Raw genomic sequence first — 18,116 nt, forward strand, 5'->3', positions numbered from 1 at the left:
GAATGATTTAATTATGACGAAAGCAACTGTAGTCAAGAAAAATAATGGCGGAACCATTGCTCAAAATAAGCGTGCCCGCCATGATTATTTTATCGAAGAAAAATTTGAAGCAGGAATGTCCCTACAAGGTTGGGAAGTTAAATCTCTGCGTGCCGGACGAATGAGTCTGGTTGAAAGTTATATTATTTTTAAAAATGGCGAAGCGTTTTTATTTGGCGCACAAATTCAGCCGTTGCTCTCGGCTTCTACACATGTCGTACCTGAAGCCACGCGTACTCGCAAGCTGTTATTGTCACGCCGTGAACTGGAAAAGTTAACAGGTGCGGTCAACCAGAAAGGTTACTCTTGTGTTCCTTTGGCTTGTTACTGGAAAGGTCATTTAGCCAAACTGGAAATTGCGCTAGTGAAAGGTAAACAACTTCACGACAAGCGTGCCAGTGAAAAAGACCGTGACTGGCAACGTGACAAGGCGCGTATTTTCCACCGCTAAATCACCGCGCATGTCGATTAAAGCGAGATTTGATATCTCGCTTTTTTATGCTTGTTATCTAGCCATATCATTAAAATTTTAGCTCAATTTGTGGATTATTTAGCATTTTTCATGCAAACATGCACTCAAACCCATAGAGAGATTTTTATATAAAAATATAAATATCAAATATTTAAAAATTTAAATTCCATAAATTTAGTTTTTCAAAATTTTTATGCAATTTTTCGGATAAGGTTTGCAAGAAGCCTTATTTCTCAAGCTGTTCTTTTCTGATTAGGGTGTGGCTATGTCATTGAGGGGCTTGCCATGTCTACGCTAAATCAGACCAATATTCATATTATTCAAAACGATCAAGAAGCAATTAATGCGGCGTATCAAGTCGCCGATTTCGCCTTAGAGCAAAGAGATCTTCGTGACCAACAACGAATTTTACCCACCGATGTGATTCAAAAACTCACCCAAAAAGGTTTAACAGGCATTCGGATTCCAAAACAGTATGGCGGTGCTTTTGTATCCAATAAAATACTGAGCCACGTGTTTCGCATTTTGGCAAAAGCCGATGCCAATGTGGGTCAAATTCCACAAAACCAGTTTGGTGTGCTGAATTTGATTGAACTATTAGGCACTGAACAGCAAAAAACTTGGGTGTATCAACAGATTTTAGCAGGTCGTTTTTTGGCGAATGCAGGCCCTGAGCGCCAAAGCAAAGACACCAAGACTTTGCATACCACGCTGAGTCTGATTAATGATCAATATTTCCTGACAGGCGAAAAATTCTATTCGACAGGCAGCAGTTTTGCAGATCTTCTGGCAGTCAAAGCCTTACATCCTGAAGGTCATGTGGTGCTGGTTCTGATTGAACGCGAGCAAGCTGGTGTTGAGGTGATTGATGACTGGAACGGTTTTGGGCAACGAACCACATCAAGCGGCACGGTCAGACTGCATCAGGTACAGGTCAATCCTGAATTGATTTTTGATGAACGTAAACTCGGCGAAACAGCCAATTATCGTGGTGCGTATTCACAACTACTACAAGTGGCGATTGATGTCGGGATTGCCGAAGCAGCGCTACAAGATACGCTGAGTTCAGTTCGTAAAGCCCGCCCGATTGTTGATGCTCAAGTGGAACGCGCCAATCAGGAATTATTTACCTTACAGGAAATTGGCAAACTGGACATTTTACTCAATGCCAGTGTGCTATTGCTCAATGACGCAGCCGAATTTCTTGATGAACTCGATCAACTGCCGAGCATTACTGAAGCACAAGCAGCGCAAGCGTCTATTGCAGTTGCCGAAGCCAAAATTTATGCCCATCGTGCCGCGCTCACCATTTCAGAAAAACTGTTTGAACTCGGTGGTAGCCGTTCATCTTTAAGCCAATTCAACCTCGACCAACACTGGCGTAATGCTCGGGTACATACCCTGCATGACCCTGTGCGCTGGAAATATTATGCCTTGGGCAACTATTACTTAAACGGCGTTTTCCCTGCACGCCATGCATGGATTTAAGGAGAACACCATGACCTCCTATCAAGATTTTTGGGCACAGCAGCCACAAGCACAGACCACAGCACATATTATCCGTTCAGATGCCGAAGCACTGGCGATTGCTCGACAGCTCAGTCAGGAATTTAAGCAACTCGCCACTGAACGCGATCAACAACGCCGCTTACCTTTTGAAGAAATTCAAAAATTTAGTCAGTCTGGATTATGGGCAATTACCGTACCAAAACAATACGGCGGCGCAGAAGTTTCAAGCTGGACAGTGGCTCAAATTGTGGCGCTATTTAGTGGTGTCGATGGTTCAATTGGGCAAATTCCCCAAAACCATTTTTATGCCCTCGAAGTATTACGCAACACAGGAACCGAGCAGCAAAAACAGCAACTTTACCGCGAGGTGCTGCAAGGCGCTCGTTTTGGTAATGCACTCGCCGAGTTCAAAACCCGAAATGCCACACAGAAGCATAGTCAGATTCAAGCCATTGAAGGGGGTTATATCATTCAAGGTGAGAAGTTCTATTGCACAGGCAGTTTGTTTGCGCATCTCATTCCGACCTTGGTTAAAGATGCACAAGAACGCGAATTTTTAGCCTTTGTGCCACGACACAGCGAAGGCTTGGAACTGATTGATAACTGGTCAGGTTTCGGACAGCGCACCACAGGCAGTGGCACTGTGAAATTTAACCAAGTGTTTGTAGCCGAAGAAGATGTGATTCCATTTGATCAAGCATTTGCTCAACCCACTTTGGTTGGCCCGTTTGCCCAACTGATTCATGCCTCGATTGAAGTTGGAATTGCCCGTGCCGCCTTTGAAGAAACACTACAACGCGTGAAACAAGCCCGCCCTTGGATTGATGCAGAGATCGATCACGCCAGCCAAGACCCGCTGACTTTATATGAGCTGGGTCAAGTCGCAGTCGATGTCAAAGCCAGTGAGTTGTTACTCAAACAAGCTGCTCTTGCTGTGGATGCGGCAAAGCCAAAACCGACAGTAGATAACATTGCCCATGCCTCGATTCAGGTCGCGAAAGTGCGAGCGCATAGTACCGACATTGCACTCCTTGCCTCATCTAAATTGATTGAGCTGGCAGGAAGTCGTGGCAGTCAGCGTGAGGATGGTTTAGACCTGTACTGGCGTAATGCACGTGTGCATACCCTGCATGATGCCGCTCGCTGGAAATATTATTTTATTGGCAATTATGTGCTGAACCACATTCTGCCACCACGCCGAGGAACGCTGTAATGTCAAAGCAGATTTTACTGAATGCCTTTGACATGAACAGTGTTGGGCATATCAATCACGGTTTATGGACGCATCCACGCGATCACTCCTACCGTTTTGATGAACTGAGCTACTGGACAGATTTAGCCAAAACTTTGGAAAAAGGTCTGTTTGATGGTCTGTTTATTGCTGATATTACAGGGGTTTATGATGTTTATCAGAACAACCTCGATGTGACTTTACGCGAATCAGTACAACTACCAAGCAATGACCCTGCTACCCTGCTTTCTGCAATGGCAAGTGTCACCGAGCATTTAGGGTTTGGCTTAACCGTCAATTTAAGTTATGAACATCCCTATCAACTGGCACGGCGCTTTGCCAGTCTAGACCACCTGACGCGTGGACGAATTGGCTGGAATATCGTCACAGGCTACCTCGACAGTGCCGAACGCCTGATTGGGCAGTCGGGACTGAAAGATCATGACTTACGTTATGAGCAAGCTGAAGAATTTTTAGAGCTATCTTACAAATTCTGGCAGGACTCTTGGGAAGATGATGCTGTACGTAAAGACAAACCGCAACGCATCTTTACCGATCCAAGCAAGGTTCATGCGATTCAACATCACGGGCGTTTCTTTCAAAGTGAAGGCGTGTTTCAGGTTGCGCCATCGCCGCAGCGCACACCTGTGTTGTTTCAGGCAGGTGCTTCTCCGCGTGGCATGCAGTTTGCCACACGCCATGCCGAATGTGTGTTTATCGGTGGTGATCGCCCTGAGAAAATCCGTCAGCAAGTGCAGCGCTTACGCCAACTGGCACAAGAGCAAGGACGCGATCCTCATTCAATTAAAGTTTTTGTCGGCATTACTGTCGTGACTGCGGCAACATCTGCCGAAGCACAGGAAAAATTTAGAGAATATCAACGCTACGCTAGCCCTGAAGCAGGCTTGGCACATTATTCCAGTTCAGTTGGCATCGACCTTGCCCAATTTGCCGATGATGAAGCCATTCCTTATCAACACACCAACAGCATTGCTTCGGTCAATCAGAAATTTAAAGAACAGCGCATCACCCCGCAGGATTTAAAACAACAGCATGTTTTGGGTGGGCGCTATCCCTTATTTGTCGGCAGTGGCGCTGAAGTTGCCGAGCAACTGATTGAACTGCTCGATCAAACCGACATTGATGGCTTTAACCTGACCCGCACCATCACCCCCGAATCACATGAAGATTTTATTCAGTATGTGATTCCTGAATGGCAACAGCGTGGACGTTACAAAACCGCATATGCCGATGGCACGTTGCGCCACAAGATTTTTGCACAAGGCAATCAGTTGCCAACTCAACATCCTGCACGTCAGGGAAAAATCAAGAACACAACTTTTTCTAACGCTGTCGCATTTGACGGTTAAACACAATTTTTGAGATATTTTTCATGGGACAAACACAGACTCTATCAGGTAAAAAAATCGCCAGCATTGGCGTGGTGGTGATTGCCGTCATCGTAGGTTTATTTGCGTGGAATCAGCACCGTCAGGCACAAAACAAGGAACTGGTGATCGGGATTACCCCCGCATTTGCCACCACCTTGCAAGTTGCAGCCAATGAAGCCAAAAAACAGGGCATCAATGTCAAACTGGTCGAATTTTCTGACTGGAACACACCGAACATTACCCTGAATCACGGCGATATTGATGCCAACTTTTTTCAGCATCAGCCTTTCTTAACCAATGCCATTAAAGAAGGTAAATACGACCTTAAACCGTTTGCGGCAGGTGCTGCATCTCGGGTTGGACTGTATTCGAAAAAATATAGTTCGTTGGATGCCTTGCCGAATAAAGCCCGCGTTGCTGTACCGAATGATCCTGTCAATGAAGGTCGTGCCTTATTGTTATTACAACAAGCCAAGCTGATCACGCTCAAAGATCCGACCAATTATTTATCCAATTTAAATGACATTGTCAGCAATCCGAAGAACCTACAGTTTGTCGAAATGGAAGGACCACAAACTGCGCGTGCAGTCGATGATGTCGATTTGGCATTTAGCTATCCACATTATCTTCACCTTGCCAAAACCATCGACCCGAAAAAAGCCTTGCTGCTCAACAGTCAAGAAGACAAACGCTATGCCATCTTATTTGTAGTGCGTAAAGACTATAAAGACGAAGGTGGTCGCTTACAGAAATTTGTCGATATTTATCAACACTCACCACAAGTCAAAGCCTCGCTGAATGCAGAAATTGGCTCTGGGCTGTGGTATGCAGGATGGTAGGAGTGATTTATGGTCAGCTTCGGAACAGCACTCGAATTTAGTACGCCACATATCAAAATTCGCAACCTGAATAAATATTATGCAGGGCAAAGCCAGCAGGTGCATGCCTTAAAAGACATTCAACTGGATATTCCACAAGGGCATATTTTTGGAATTATCGGCAAAAGTGGCGCAGGAAAATCATCCTTAATTCGTAGCCTGAACGGGTTAGAGCAGCCATCGAGTGGTCAAATCCTGATTCATCAACAGGATTTGACTCAGCTCAAACATGCCGAACTGATTCAACTGCGTCAGAAAATCGGCATGATTTTTCAGCATTTCAATTTAATGTCTGCCAAAACCGTTTGGGAAAATGTCGCCTTGCCGCTAAAAATTGCAGACGTTGCCAAAGCCGAAATTGCTTCACGTGTCGATCACGTACTGGCATTGGTTGGACTCAGTGAAAAAGCCGAGCACTACCCTGCCCAACTTTCAGGCGGACAAAAACAGCGTGTCGGCATCGCCCGTGCCTTGGTGCATCAACCTGAAATTTTGCTGTGTGATGAAGCCACCTCAGCGCTCGATCCTGAAAGTACAGCCACCATTTTGGCATTACTGAAAAAAATTAATCAGGAACTAGGCATTACCATTGTCTTGATTACCCATGAAATGCAGGTGATTCGTGACATTTGCGATGAAGTGGTGGTGATTGATCACGGTGAAATTGTCGAATCGGGAGCAGTCTGGTCCGTCTTTTCCAACCCTCAGCAGCAGATTACCCAAGAACTGCTTAACTTGGAACAACTGGATTTTGGCATTGCCTTAAACCCAGAAGCCAATGCCGAATATACCCAGAAAGTGCTACAAATCGAATATGCACATCGCATTGATCAGGCATTTGATTTTAACCAGTTACTACAGAAATTTCAGTCACCTGTGCAAGTTTTGCAAAGCCATATTGATCAGATTCAGGATTATATCGTGGCGCGTTTGGTGATTGTAGTGGCTTCAAACCGTCCAACGCCTGATGTGCAAGATGGGTACAAAATTCAACACTTGCAATTGAAGGAGCTTGGTTATGCAAGATCAACTGTTTGACCTGCTTCTGACAGGCACACTGGATACCTTGGTCATGGTTGGGCTATCTGCACTGATTGCTTTGCTGATCGGTTTACCGCTTGCGATGATTTTGGTGAGCACATCAGCGCAAGGCATTTTCCCTTCTGCTAAAATCAATCAACCGATTGGCTGGATCATCAACATTACCCGTTCTGTGCCCTTTCTGATTTTAATGGTGGCACTGATTCCGATTACCCACTGGATTGTCGGGACAAGCTACGGGGTTTGGGCCGCAATTGTGCCTCTATCTTTGGCGGCTACACCGTTTTTTGCACGCATTGCTGAAGTCAGTTTAAGAGAAGTTGATCATGGTCTGATTGAAGCGGCACAAGCCATGGGCTGTAACCGCAAGCAGATCATTTGGCATGTGCTGTTGCCTGAGGCCTTACCTGGCATTGTCGCAGGGTTTACCGTGACGATTGTCACCATGATTAACTCGTCAGCCATTGCAGGCGCAATTGGTGCAGGTGGTTTGGGTGATGTCGCCTACCGTTATGGTTATCAACGTTTTGACTTGCAGATTATGTTTGCGGTGATTGTGGTCTTGGTCATTTTAGTGATGTTGATACAAGCCACAGGTGATCAACTGGCACGACAACTCGATAAACGAAAACTGTGATTGGCAATTGAATTGATTTTTTCGACATGCGCTGACTAGATTCTTTCTCAAGTCAGCGTTTTTGAATGATTACTTTTGCGATGATTTTTAACTTTGAAATGCGACAATTTAGACAGAATGATTGAGCCGATTCAACATCAGTGCGATATATTCACCAAACCACATTGCGGTATCTAAATCACCTTGTGGTGGGGTAATTTCTACAGGTGCATTGTTGGATTGGGTCATGAGTCCCAAATGGCTGGCTAAACGGTTTAAATCGCTGTCTTTTTGCCCTGTTGATAATAACGGTAAACCTGTCCACAACATACCATGCTGCATGGCAAACAAGTTAATTTGCTGCAACACAGAGAGTTTATCACCACTTAAGCCACCCGAATTGGTAAAGCCTGCGGCAAGCTTGCCCTGCCATAAGCGGTTAATCCAGCGCTTGGAAGTCGAGTCCATAAACATTTTAAATGGGCCTGTGACGCTTCCCATATAAGTTGGACATCCTAAAATAATGCCATGTGCCTGATCCAGCTTGTCCCAATCAATATGTTCAATCGACATCACATGCACAGTCACACCAATTTGCATTGCACCTTTAGCAATATATTGCGCAACTTTTGCGGTATGCCCATACGGGCTGTGGTAAACAATCGCAAGGGATTTCGGCAGTGTTGTCATGATTGAGAATCAATAGCAAAAAATCCCGAGCAGTTTAGCATGAATTAATCTTGCATAAATACGAATGTCGCCATGCGCCCTGTTTTTGAGTTACGGCGATAAGAAAAATAATCTTCAGTTTGCGTATAAGTGCACTGATCACCGCCTGACACCAAAGTCACGCCATGCTGCTCTAAGATATAACGCGCAATCGCATACAGATCGGCATAGTATTTCCCTGCTTGCTCGTGTGCTTTAAAAGCGAACTCCAACGGATATTTTTCACAAAATGCCTGTTTGACTTCTGCACCAATCTCAAAGCAAGGCTGGCTAATACATGCACCGAGCCATGCCCATGTCGGTTGGGTTTGCATAGTGGCAATGGTATTTTCAATGATGCCACCCGCCAGACCACGCCAACCCGCATGCAGATTTGCCACTTCAGTGCCATCGGCATTCCCAAGCACCACAGGCAAACAGTCTGCGGTCATCATCAAGATGGCATGCCCTTTTTGTTGCGTGACTAGACCATCACCCACCAACGGTTCAAAATACACTTGCTCATTCACCGTATGGCAAATCGTGCTATGGGTTTGGGTCATCCACGTCAGTTTATTCACCCCGTGCTGTGAAAACTCATTCAGCAACGCCATGCGATGTTGCTGAACGCGCACTGGATCATCCTGCACATGCAATGCCAAATTAAACCCTGACAGTTCAGCTCGTTCACTCAACCGACTTTCAGGATGTTGCACATGGGTTTGCCCCACATAAACGCCTTGGGGTAAACCTTGAACAAATTGCATGCTTAAATTCTCCAGTTACGAGGTCAATGATACAGCTGATTAATAAGCTGCATTTTCTTCACGAAGGACTTGGACTAAATGTTTGAAGTCTTCTGGCCACGGTGCTTCAAATAACATTTCTTCTTGGGTACGAGGATGTACTAGACCCAGCTTGGCTGCATGTAAGGCTTGACGGCGGAAAGCACGCAAGGTACTCGCAAGAAGTTCAGATGCTCCCGCTGGCACACGTACACGATTGACATAGACAGTATCGCCCACTAAACCATGTCCAATATAAGTAAAATGCACACGAATCTGATGGGTACGCCCTGTTTCAAGTTGGGCTTGTACACGGGTAAAGTGCTGGAAACGCTCTTTGACATTGTAATGCGTGACTGCATCACGACCACCAGGTAACACGGTCATTTTTACGCGATCAACTGGATGACGTTTAATCGGCTCATCAATCGTGCCGCCTGCAATAATATTGCCGTACACCACAAGATCATAAACGCGGTAAACCGATTTATCACCCAACTGTTTGGTCAATGAAAATTGGGCTTCCAAATTTTTCGCAACAACCAACAAACCACTGGTGTCTTTATCAATTCGATGCACCAGTCCCGCACGCGACAATTCTGCCGATTTCGGATAATGATACAGCAAGGCATTGACCAATGTACCCGAGCCATTGCCCGCACCAGGATGTACAACCATACCCACAGGTTTATTAATGACTAAAATATCATCATCTTCATAAACAATATCGAGTGGAATATTTTCAGGTTGATTATGGGTTTGTGGTTCAAGCTCAACATCTAAAGTTAATAACTCGTTCCCTTCACAGCGATATTTCGGTTTAATTTTGTTACCATCGACAAGCAGATGCCCATCTTTCATCCATTGTTTAAGTTTTTCTCGTGAAAAATCAGACCAAACGGTGGCTGCAACTTGGTCTATTCGCAGCCCAAGATATTGTTCATCCAACTGAAATTGCAACGATAAATGTGTTGAAGTTACGCTCGAAGTATGATTATCTGCATCGTCAGCATCTTCAAGTAAATTGAAATCTGTTTCAGTGAAATTAGAATGAGAAGATTGTGTTGAAGTCATTTGGCTCATTAAGACAATAATGGTTTAATAATGCCATTGTAGCTCATTGCCCGTATTAACTGAGGAATTTTTATGTCGCTACCACGTTATAAAGTTACTATGCTTGTGCTTTGTTTAGGCATTGCAGGTACATTTGTGGGCTGTAGCAGCAATCCATCAAAAAAAGAAGTAGCCGATCTTGGACCACAAAGCAGCGAACAAGCCTATTTTGATTCAGCCGAACAAGCGCTGAATAAAGGTCAATATAATGAAGCGGCAAAAAACCTCCAAGCGATTGACACTTACTTCCCAACGGGGACACATGCTCAAAAAGCGCAGTTGGATTTAATTTATGTGAAGTTCCAACAAAAAGATTATCCGGGTGTCGTCACTGCTGCTGATCGTTTTATTCGTTTGAATCCAGACCATCCCAATGTTGCCTACGCTTACTATGCACGTGGCGTTGCCAACATGGAGCAAAACTATGACGGTATTATCCGTTATACCTCGCTCAAACAGTCTCATCGCGATATAAACTATCTCAAACTGGCTTACCAAAACTTTGTTGATCTGATTCGTCGTTTCCCATCAAGTCAGTATTCTGTCGATGCGGCACAGCGCATGAAATACATCGGTCAAGAACTCGCAGAACACGAAATGACGGCTGCACGTTTTAATATTGAACGTCAAGCGTGGGTTGCCGCAATTGAACGTGGTCAGTGGGTTGTCGAACATTATCCTGACACACCACAGATTCCTGAAGCATTGGCAACTGTTGCTTATGGTTATACCCAATTGGGCAACCAACAAAGCGCACAGCAATATATCAACATTCTTAAGCTAAACTATCCAAACCTAGTGAAAGCCAATGGTACAGTTGATCTTGCCGCTGCACGTAAACAAGGTAGTTGGTGGAACAAAGCCACTTTAGGTATTTTTGGTCGTAGCTCAGAAAGCAATATCGATCATCGCCAAGAAGCAACTCAGGATCACAGCGAAGAACGTAGCTGGACTAACCGTTTAAGCTTCGGCATGCTCGACAAACCTGAGCAGGAACAAACTGCCGCACCTGCTGCTACACCTGAACCAGTCGTCGCTACGCCTGCACCAACATCAGAAGAAAAACCAAAACGCAGTTGGACAAATCGTTTAAGCTTCGGTTTACTCGACAAACCTGAAAGCAACTAATTTCAAGCTGTTGTTTGATAAAAGGCGGGCCATGTGCTCGCCTTTTATATGTTGTGTAACCTGAAAATTTGCTACACTGATCAACCCGTATGATTTTCTATCTCCCTGATTATGGCGATTCCACAGCAAACAATTGACCAAATTCTTGACCGTACAGATCTGGTTGATCTGATCGGGCAACGTGTCAAACTTAAAAAAACTGGACGTACATACTCAGGTTGCTGCCCATTTCATCAGGAAAAAAGCCCGTCTTTTCACGTCTATCGTGACAAGCAGTACTATCACTGCTTTGGTTGTCAAGCCAATGGCAATGCCATTAAATTTCTAATGGACATCGACAATCGTAGTTTTATCGAGGTCATGAAAGACCTCGCCAGCCAAACTGGCATAGAACTTCCAAAAGACAATCAGGACAGTAAAAAACTTACCTATAAAAAAACAGCGACTCCAGCACCTCAAACCAGTCCTGCACCGAGTCTGCCTGTATCTCCCCCAGATGTCATGCAGGAGTTTGAGCCGTATCCATTTCCACAGGATGATCCTTTTTTCTTTGCCGACCAGCAGTTTTCTGAAATTACCCAAGAAGGTAACCTGTATGACTTACTGGAAAATATTGCCCAGTTTTATCAGCAACAGTTACCCAAAAGTGCTTCTGCACAGCGTTATTTCAAACAGCGCGGTTTAAGTCCTACAACCCTCCAAGATTGGCGTTTAGGTTATGCGCCTGAAGACTGGCAGCATCTAGAACATGCCTTCCCGCAAGATATTGATGGTTTAAAACAGCTCGGTCTAATTCGCACCAGTGACAGCGGACGTGATTTTGACCTGTTACGAGATCGTGTTATTTTCCCGATTCGTGACCCGAAAGGTCGTGTGGTCGGTTTTGGTGGTCGTGCGCTGAATGATGAAATCAAACCCAAATACATTAACTCGCCTGACTCGGAAGTCTTTCATAAAAACCAATTGCTCTATGGGCTATATGAAGGCACGAAGTTTAAAGCCCAAGATTGGCTTTTGGTCGAAGGGTATATGGATGTGATTGCACTGCATCAGGCAGGGATTCATGGTGGTGTTGCAACACTTGGCACTGCCAGTAATACTGAACACTTAAACATTTTATTTAAACGTAATCATCGAATTACCATCGCTTTTGATGGAGATAGCGCGGGTCAAAAAGCAGCTCGCCGCACCTTAGAAATTGCACTACCTTTACTCAATGATGGTCGTGAGCTGAAATTTTTTATTTTGCCGAATGACCATGATCCTGACTCCTTAATCCGTCAGGAAGGTGTGGAAAGATTCCAGCAACTCTGGCAACAAGCCCCTCTGCTATCTGACTTTTTATTCGCATTACTGACACAGCAACACGATGTCAGCACCCCTGAAGGTAAAAGTCAGGTGATGGGTGAACTCAAAAATCTGACTCAACTGCTGCCACCACAAGGCTCTTATCGTTATTTGCTCAGTCAGGCATTTCGGGAGAAATTAGGACTTGGCAAACGCTTTACACCTAAAATCAGTCATGATGCATCGTTATCATTTAACATCCGTACTCGAGATGAAGACTTTGCGGTTGCCTTACTCATGAGCAATCCATTTCTCTATACGCATTTTGAACAACTGCGCGCGTATATTCAGCAAGATGATTTATTGGCTGAGATTTTAGCCGTACTGGATCAGGTCTTCGACAAACTGCCTGATGATCAGGAACGTGCGATTTATTATGTGCTTGGTGCTTGTTATGCCTATCGTGGAGAGATTGCCGAATTACTGCAACGCACCAATGTACTTGAGATTTTAAATTCGCCAGAACGAACATTTAATTTTGCTAAAGAAAATGCTTTAGCCTTACAAGAAAAGTTACTCAAACAACGAATGAAACGCCCTGCTTCTTTACAGGAATCACAAAACTTACGTATGCAGCTCAATGAGCTGACCAAACAGATTAGTCTCAAACTTTTACATTAAGCAGACACATGAAGTATCTGCTTGATTTAAAAAATGACTTAATGAAAAAATAAACGCTGATATGCCGAATGGAAGCATTTGTGTACGCCGAGTTGCTGCACTTGCTGCTGACGAGTTTGAGTATCCTCAAATTCACCATCAAAAATGCCAATCGAAACACTGCGTAAATCAGGTAAATACTGTGCCATTTGCATTTTGCTAAAATGCAACGGATGCAAACAAGCCTGTTGAAATCGTGTATATGAGGATGCAGAACTGGTGCGATATTTCATGTCAATCTCCTACCGCTAAGAATCGGATGCGAGCAGTGAAAATCAACCAATATCCCTTTCGGAGATTTTACAGCGGATATAGTATAAAACCGAAATTCAGGCAGATAAAAATCTCAAATGACTGTCAAAGCTGATCAAACAATACTGTCTTGACAAGATTTTTCGACTTATTTTATTGAATTATAAATCTTATTTTTTTATCAATTTGATCCATCATGAGAAATGACTAAACCGTCATCTCTCACAATCGCAAGCTTAGCTTTTAGGTTTACGACGATGTTCTAAAACTCGCTGCAAGTGATCCTGAATCCATTCCAAATATTCAGGGTCTTCCGTTTGTGCCGCTTCACGTAGCAACATTGACGTCGGATGTAAAAGCTTATGTGTAAGACGATGGGCGAGTTCCTGAATTACTTTTTCTGGTGACTCACCTTTATGCAAGCACTGCAATGCATGTGTGACTTCTTCTTGCTGCATTTGCTCACCAGCAGCGCGGTAGGCACAGATCGACTGTCCCGCACCTTTCACTTTTTCTTGAGTTAAAAGCTGCGTTGCTAATTGATTAACCATCACTTCAGCTTCAACTGCCGCTTGACGACGCTGCGCTAGATTTTCATCAATCACACTTTGTAGGTCATCGACACCATACAAGTAAACCCCATCAAGGTCTTCAACTTTTGGGTCAATATCACGAGGCACCGCCAAATCGACCATTAGCATTTGTTGATAGCGACGCTTCTTTAACGCAGCTTTCACCTCTTGATAAGCAATCACCTGATGTAAACTGCCTGTACAACTCGAAATAACATCAGCACGATACAAATGCTGTGACAGTTCATCAAATGGAATAATTTCAACATCTACAAATGCGGTAATTTCACTGGCAAGTTTTTCTGCACGTTCTCGACCACGGTTACAAATCAGGATTTTTGCAACGCCCAAATCTGCCATGTGCTTTGCGACAAGGCTATTCATTTCCCCTGCGGCAACCATGAGCACCACCAGTTTTTCAGGGTGACTAAAGACTTGTTGAGCCAACTGAGCAACTGCATAACCCATTGAAACTGCATGACTGCCTACAGCCGTTTCAGAACGAACTCGCTTTGCTGCATAAAATGCATACTCAAAGACACGGTTTAAATGTCCAGAAACCGTACCAGACTCTTTTGCTAGAGCCAAAGCCGATTTCACTTGCCCTAAAATTTGTGGTTCGCCAAGCATCAGTGAATCAAGACCACTAGCGACACGCATCAGATGGGAAACCGCCTGAATATCTTCATAGCAATATACATGATTAAACAATTGGTTAACATCAATGCCATTGGATTGAGCCAACCAATTTAATAGCATGTCTGCTTCATCGGTGATGGCATAAACTTCGGTACGGTTACAGGTCGACACCACCACTAAATCATTCAATTGATTTTGATGGCTTTGTTCAGCCAATAAAGTACGTAGGCGCTCTGCATTAAATGCAACGCGCTCACGTAAGTCAACTGAAGCGGTTTGATGGTTGACACCTAAAGCAAAGAACGTCATGTCAGATCATCATTTCACTAAAATTATGCATGTGTTATTGTGCATCATCGGTGTCATAATAAGCATAAATATTTGGATAAAGAAATTTTGCAGCAAACAATTCGCCAACAATCATGTCTGTTGATACGACGGTATTCTAGCACAATCTTATTGCTAGGTAGCATTACCTTGTGCACCTATAGTTACACTTATGCTCAAAATACAGTGACACACTATAACCCTCTTCCGTTACAACAAACCATGGTTGCCGAATTTGCATTGCAATATCAACAAAATGCAACTGCCCTGCATAATTATACCGTTTTAGCGATTCACAGCGATTCAACCGCCATAAAGCAACGCGCACTCGATATTGCTTTAGACAACAATGATCTGTTGTCTGCTCTCGATATTGCCACACACTGGGTCAATCAAGACCCGAGTGATGTACCTGCATTATTCTATTTAGCACATATTGCATTAAAAACACATAAGTATGAGTTAACAGCTTCAACACTTGATAAAATTTTAAACATTGACCCCGATTCTGATCTTGCAGAAATTGTTGCAGGGATTGCACCTGACTCTGCTGAAGATCGTATGGCATTACTCAAAACATTACGCAGCAGTCGTGCCAATGGTAATCCATCTATTTTAGTGATGATTGCCAGTCTTGAAGCACAAGATAATCAAATGCAACAAGCACTTAAAGATATTCAACGTGCATTGCGTAAACGTCCAAATGTCACCAGTTTTATTTTATTAAAAGCCAATATTTTAGAAGCATCAGGTGACCAAAAAGCTACGGTGAAATGGTATGCAAAATCCAGTCGTCAGCATCGCTATAACCTTGAAGTTCGCCTTGCTGAAGCTAAGTACCTAATCAAAATTGGACAGTCGGAACTTGGTCTGAAGAAACTTGAAAGTATTATTCGGAGCTGGCCTTCAGCAGATGAGCCTATTTTTATTGCTGGCTTAACCAGTATCGACTTAAAACGCTATGATCAAGCGGAAGGTTTTTTATTACAGCTCAAAGATTCTTCACAATATCAGAATGATGCTTATTACTATTTGGCAATTAATGCCGAACGTAAACAGCACTATGAAACTGCAAAAGCTTACTATCGCCTAGTCGATGGCAGCCTGTACACTGTGTCGCGTCGTAGCCTTGTGACGATCTATGACAAAGAAGGCAAACTCAGTGATGCACTACGTTTTCTGACACAAGAACGTGTCAACTATCCACAACACGCCAGTTTTTTATATCAATTACAGGCAGAGATTCTTAAAAAAATTAACCACAAACCTGCTGCAATCGAATTGCTTGATGAGGCAATTCATAACTTACCTGATGACCCTGATCTTATTTATGCACAAGTTCTATTGCTCGATCCCTATCAAGATCGAGATCGCTTGGAACAAGACTTAAATAAATTACTCAATATTGAACCGAATAGTCCAACTTATCTCAATGCTTATGCCTATACTTTGGCATTACAAAATCGTCGTTTAGAAGATGCACGAAAATATGTCGAGCATGCGCTTGAATATGCGCCAGACCAAGCTTCAATTTTAGACACTTATGGTCTAATTACATTTTTACAAAATGACTTTACAACAGCCATTCCTGTGTTACAAAAAGCCTATCTGCTCAACAACAATCTAGCAACAGGCATTCGCCTTGCCAAGGCATTGTATTTACAAGGAAATAGCCAACAATTTACATCCCTTTTACAACAACTCAAACAAAAACACCCAAACGACCCACAAGTAATTCAATTAAATTCTTTGTTATTACCGCAACAGCAAAAAATGAGTTTTGTTCATCATGCATCCGTTCACTAAAATTGTTTTAGGTGTATTCACCAGTAGTAGCCTGCTTCTCACAGGCTGTCAGCAATACCATAAACCCCAGCAAATCGTCACCACTGTTCCAGAGCAATCGGCAACCCAACCCGTCCAAGAAACTAATTTTGCCCTGCAAGGTAAAATTGGCGTTCGCACTCCGAAACAATCTGGGAGCGCTTTCTTCACTTGGCAACAACAGCAAGATAATTTTGATATTGAACTGAGCGGTGCATTAGGAATCGGTAAAACTCATATTGAAGGAACTCAAGGACAAGTTACCCTCAACAGTGCCAAAACAGGTCTGATTCATGCCACAACACCCGAAGAATTGCTTGAGAAAGCGACTGGATGGCAAGCACCAATCACGCATTTAGTCCATTGGGTGTTGGCTCAACCTGCAACACCCCATGCCCAAATCGAAAAAGATGCGCAACAACGCCCAACCCAATTTATTGAAGATGGCTGGACTGTTCATTTAAATTATAACAATGACACATCTCTCCCTAATAAACTGATCCTGCAACAACAGCTTGCTGACGGTCAGGAAAATCGTATTACAATGGTCATTCAAAATCGCTAATTTAGTATTAAACCTTATGATTCGCGTTCCTTGCCCTGCAAAACTAAACCTTTTCCTGCATATCACAGGTCAACGTACAAATGGCTATCATGAGTTGCAAACTATTTTTCAACTCATTGATTTATATGACTGGCTAGAGTTTGAGCCAAATGAAACCAATGAGATTATTCTTGATGGTCTATCGGGTGTTGAACAAAAAGACAATCTGATTTACAAGGCTGCGGAAAAATTAAAGCCTTATGCTCAAAAGTTTTGTGGCTTAAATATCCGTATCGAAAAAAATATTCCAATGGGTGCGGGTTTAGGCGGTGGTTCATCCAATGCAGCAAGCACGTTAATTGTACTCAATCAGATTTGGCAATGTGGCTTAAATATTCAGCAACTCGCAGAGATTGGGCAAAGCCTAGGAGCAGATGTGCCTGTCTTTGTCCACGGACGTAATGCATGGGCTGAGGGCATTGGCGAACACTTAACATTCATAGACTTAGATCAAAAACAATACATTGTGCTTAAACCTGATTGTTTTATCAGCACTCAGCTACTTTTTTCACAAAAAATATTGACAAGAAACTCGAAGCCATCTAAATTCTGCGCCTATCAGATAAAGCCATCTGACTTTGGAAATAACTTTGAGCCTCTGGCAAGAAATTTATATCCTAAAGTCAATGAAGCGATGCAATATTTAGATCAGTTCGGTGTTGCAAAACTTACAGGTACAGGTGCTTGTGTTTTTACTGAAGTAACTGCTGAAATGCACGTTAATGAAATTCTTAAACATGCACCATGTAAAGCTTACTTGGTCAACAGTTTAAATGAATCTCCATTACGTCATTTTAAAGTTCGATAGGGGCGTCGCCAAGTGGTAAGGCAGCGGGTTTTGATCTCGCCATCCGTTGGTTCGAATCCAGCCGCCCCTGCCAATTTCACCTGTAGATGTATGTATTAGGGGCGTCGCCAAGTGGTAAGGCAGCGGGTTTTGATCTCGCCATCCGTTGGTTCGAATCCAGCCGCCCCTGCCA

General features: G+C 43.5%; 17 protein-coding genes and 2 tRNA genes. 14 read left to right on the top strand and 5 right to left on the bottom strand.

Translation table 11 applies throughout. The features are described 5' to 3' along the window. Positions 1 to 13 precede the first annotated feature (13 nt). The 7 genes from smpB (at position 14) to GBN19_RS03000 (ending at position 7,198) form a co-directional block, all read left to right on the top strand. Positions 14 to 490, top strand: a complete 477-nt coding sequence (gene smpB, locus GBN19_RS02970) for an SsrA-binding protein SmpB (RefSeq protein ID WP_111894706.1) — start codon at positions 14 to 16, stop codon at positions 488 to 490. Positions 491 to 796: 306 nt separating this feature from the next. After that, positions 797 to 1,999: an SfnB family sulfur acquisition oxidoreductase gene (locus GBN19_RS02975; RefSeq protein ID WP_151777102.1), complete on the top strand. Its 1,203-nt coding sequence runs from the start codon at positions 797 to 799 to the stop codon at positions 1,997 to 1,999. Between the two features lie 10 nt (positions 2,000 to 2,009). Then, positions 2,010 to 3,233, top strand: a complete 1,224-nt coding sequence (locus GBN19_RS02980; RefSeq protein WP_151777103.1) for an SfnB family sulfur acquisition oxidoreductase — start codon at positions 2,010 to 2,012, stop codon at positions 3,231 to 3,233. Then, entirely contained in the window at positions 3,233 to 4,621 is a 1,389-nt protein-coding gene (locus tag GBN19_RS02985; protein WP_151777104.1) for an LLM class flavin-dependent oxidoreductase, read from the top strand. Before GBN19_RS02980 ends, GBN19_RS02985 begins: the two co-directional genes overlap by 1 nt. Positions 4,622 to 4,644: 23 nt before the next feature. Beyond that, positions 4,645 to 5,481 carry a MetQ/NlpA family ABC transporter substrate-binding protein gene (locus GBN19_RS02990; protein ID WP_151777105.1) on the top strand — a complete coding sequence of 279 codons (837 nt, stop codon included), beginning with the start codon at positions 4,645 to 4,647 and terminating at the stop codon, positions 5,479 to 5,481. A gap of 9 nt (positions 5,482 to 5,490) precedes the next feature. Next, complete coding sequence (locus GBN19_RS02995) at positions 5,491 to 6,558, top strand: methionine ABC transporter ATP-binding protein (RefSeq protein WP_151777106.1); 1,068 nt, start codon at positions 5,491 to 5,493, stop codon at positions 6,556 to 6,558. Then, positions 6,539 to 7,198, top strand: coding sequence for a methionine ABC transporter permease (locus tag GBN19_RS03000; protein ID WP_151777107.1), 660 nt, complete (start codon positions 6,539 to 6,541; stop codon positions 7,196 to 7,198). Before GBN19_RS02995 ends, GBN19_RS03000 begins: the two co-directional genes overlap by 20 nt. 108 nt (positions 7,199 to 7,306) lie before the next feature. Here GBN19_RS03000 and GBN19_RS03005 read toward each other — a convergent pair whose 3' ends face one another. Genes GBN19_RS03005 through rluD form a run of 3 tightly spaced genes read right to left on the bottom strand, consistent with a single transcriptional unit; the run spans position 7,307 to position 9,744 of the window. Continuing rightward, the gene (locus tag GBN19_RS03005) at positions 7,307 to 7,867 is read right to left on the bottom strand and encodes a flavodoxin family protein (RefSeq protein ID WP_151777108.1); all 561 of its coding nucleotides are present in this window, start codon (positions 7,865 to 7,867) and stop codon (positions 7,307 to 7,309) included. Between the two features lie 44 nt (positions 7,868 to 7,911). Further along, positions 7,912 to 8,652 (bottom strand): peptidoglycan editing factor PgeF, encoded by a 741-nt coding sequence (gene pgeF, locus GBN19_RS03010; RefSeq protein ID WP_151777109.1) that lies wholly within the window; start codon positions 8,650 to 8,652, stop codon positions 7,912 to 7,914. A gap of 39 nt (positions 8,653 to 8,691) precedes the next feature. Then, positions 8,692 to 9,744, bottom strand: coding sequence for a 23S rRNA pseudouridine(1911/1915/1917) synthase RluD (gene rluD / locus GBN19_RS03015; protein WP_151777110.1), 1,053 nt, complete (start codon positions 9,742 to 9,744; stop codon positions 8,692 to 8,694). Between the two features lie 72 nt (positions 9,745 to 9,816). On the opposite strand from rluD, the gene GBN19_RS03020 reads away from it, so the two are divergent. Beyond that, on the top strand, positions 9,817 to 10,911 hold the full coding sequence (locus tag GBN19_RS03020) for an outer membrane protein assembly factor BamD (RefSeq protein WP_151777111.1): 1,095 nt from the start codon (positions 9,817 to 9,819) through the stop codon (positions 10,909 to 10,911). A 111-nt stretch (positions 10,912 to 11,022) separates the two neighbouring features. Continuing rightward, positions 11,023 to 12,879, top strand: coding sequence for a DNA primase (locus GBN19_RS03025; protein ID WP_151777112.1), 1,857 nt, complete (start codon positions 11,023 to 11,025; stop codon positions 12,877 to 12,879). A gap of 38 nt (positions 12,880 to 12,917) precedes the next feature. On the opposite strand, the gene GBN19_RS03030 is transcribed toward GBN19_RS03025, so the two are convergent. Together GBN19_RS03030 and hemA are read right to left on the bottom strand one after the other, a co-directional pair. Continuing rightward, on the bottom strand, positions 12,918 to 13,151 hold the full coding sequence (locus GBN19_RS03030; RefSeq protein WP_151777113.1) for a hypothetical protein: 234 nt from the start codon (positions 13,149 to 13,151) through the stop codon (positions 12,918 to 12,920). 255 nt (positions 13,152 to 13,406) lie between these two features. Then, a complete protein-coding gene (gene hemA / locus GBN19_RS03035; RefSeq protein WP_151777114.1) occupies positions 13,407 to 14,690 on the bottom strand; it encodes a glutamyl-tRNA reductase in 1,284 nt (427 codons plus the stop codon). Positions 14,691 to 14,777: 87 nt separating this feature from the next. Here hemA and GBN19_RS03040 point away from each other — a divergent pair, with 87 nt between their 5' ends. From GBN19_RS03040 to GBN19_RS03060, 5 genes are all read left to right on the top strand, one after another. After that, a complete protein-coding gene (locus GBN19_RS03040) occupies positions 14,778 to 16,514 on the top strand; it encodes a tetratricopeptide repeat protein (RefSeq protein WP_171494425.1) in 1,737 nt (578 codons plus the stop codon). Continuing rightward, the gene (gene lolB, locus GBN19_RS03045; protein WP_151777115.1) at positions 16,498 to 17,097 is read left to right on the top strand and encodes a lipoprotein insertase outer membrane protein LolB; all 600 of its coding nucleotides are present in this window, start codon (positions 16,498 to 16,500) and stop codon (positions 17,095 to 17,097) included. Before GBN19_RS03040 ends, lolB begins: the two co-directional genes overlap by 17 nt. A gap of 16 nt (positions 17,098 to 17,113) precedes the next feature. Then, positions 17,114 to 17,944: a 4-(cytidine 5'-diphospho)-2-C-methyl-D-erythritol kinase gene (gene ispE, locus GBN19_RS03050; RefSeq protein WP_151777116.1), complete on the top strand. Its 831-nt coding sequence runs from the start codon at positions 17,114 to 17,116 to the stop codon at positions 17,942 to 17,944. Then, positions 17,943 to 18,017, top strand: a tRNA-Gln gene (locus GBN19_RS03055). Before ispE ends, GBN19_RS03055 begins: the two co-directional genes overlap by 2 nt. Positions 18,018 to 18,041: 24 nt before the next feature. Beyond that, a tRNA-Gln gene (locus tag GBN19_RS03060) sits at positions 18,042 to 18,116 on the top strand.

The organism is Acinetobacter brisouii, from assembly GCF_008993995.1.
Taxonomy (GTDB): Bacteria; Pseudomonadota; Gammaproteobacteria; order Pseudomonadales; family Moraxellaceae; genus Acinetobacter; species Acinetobacter brisouii_A.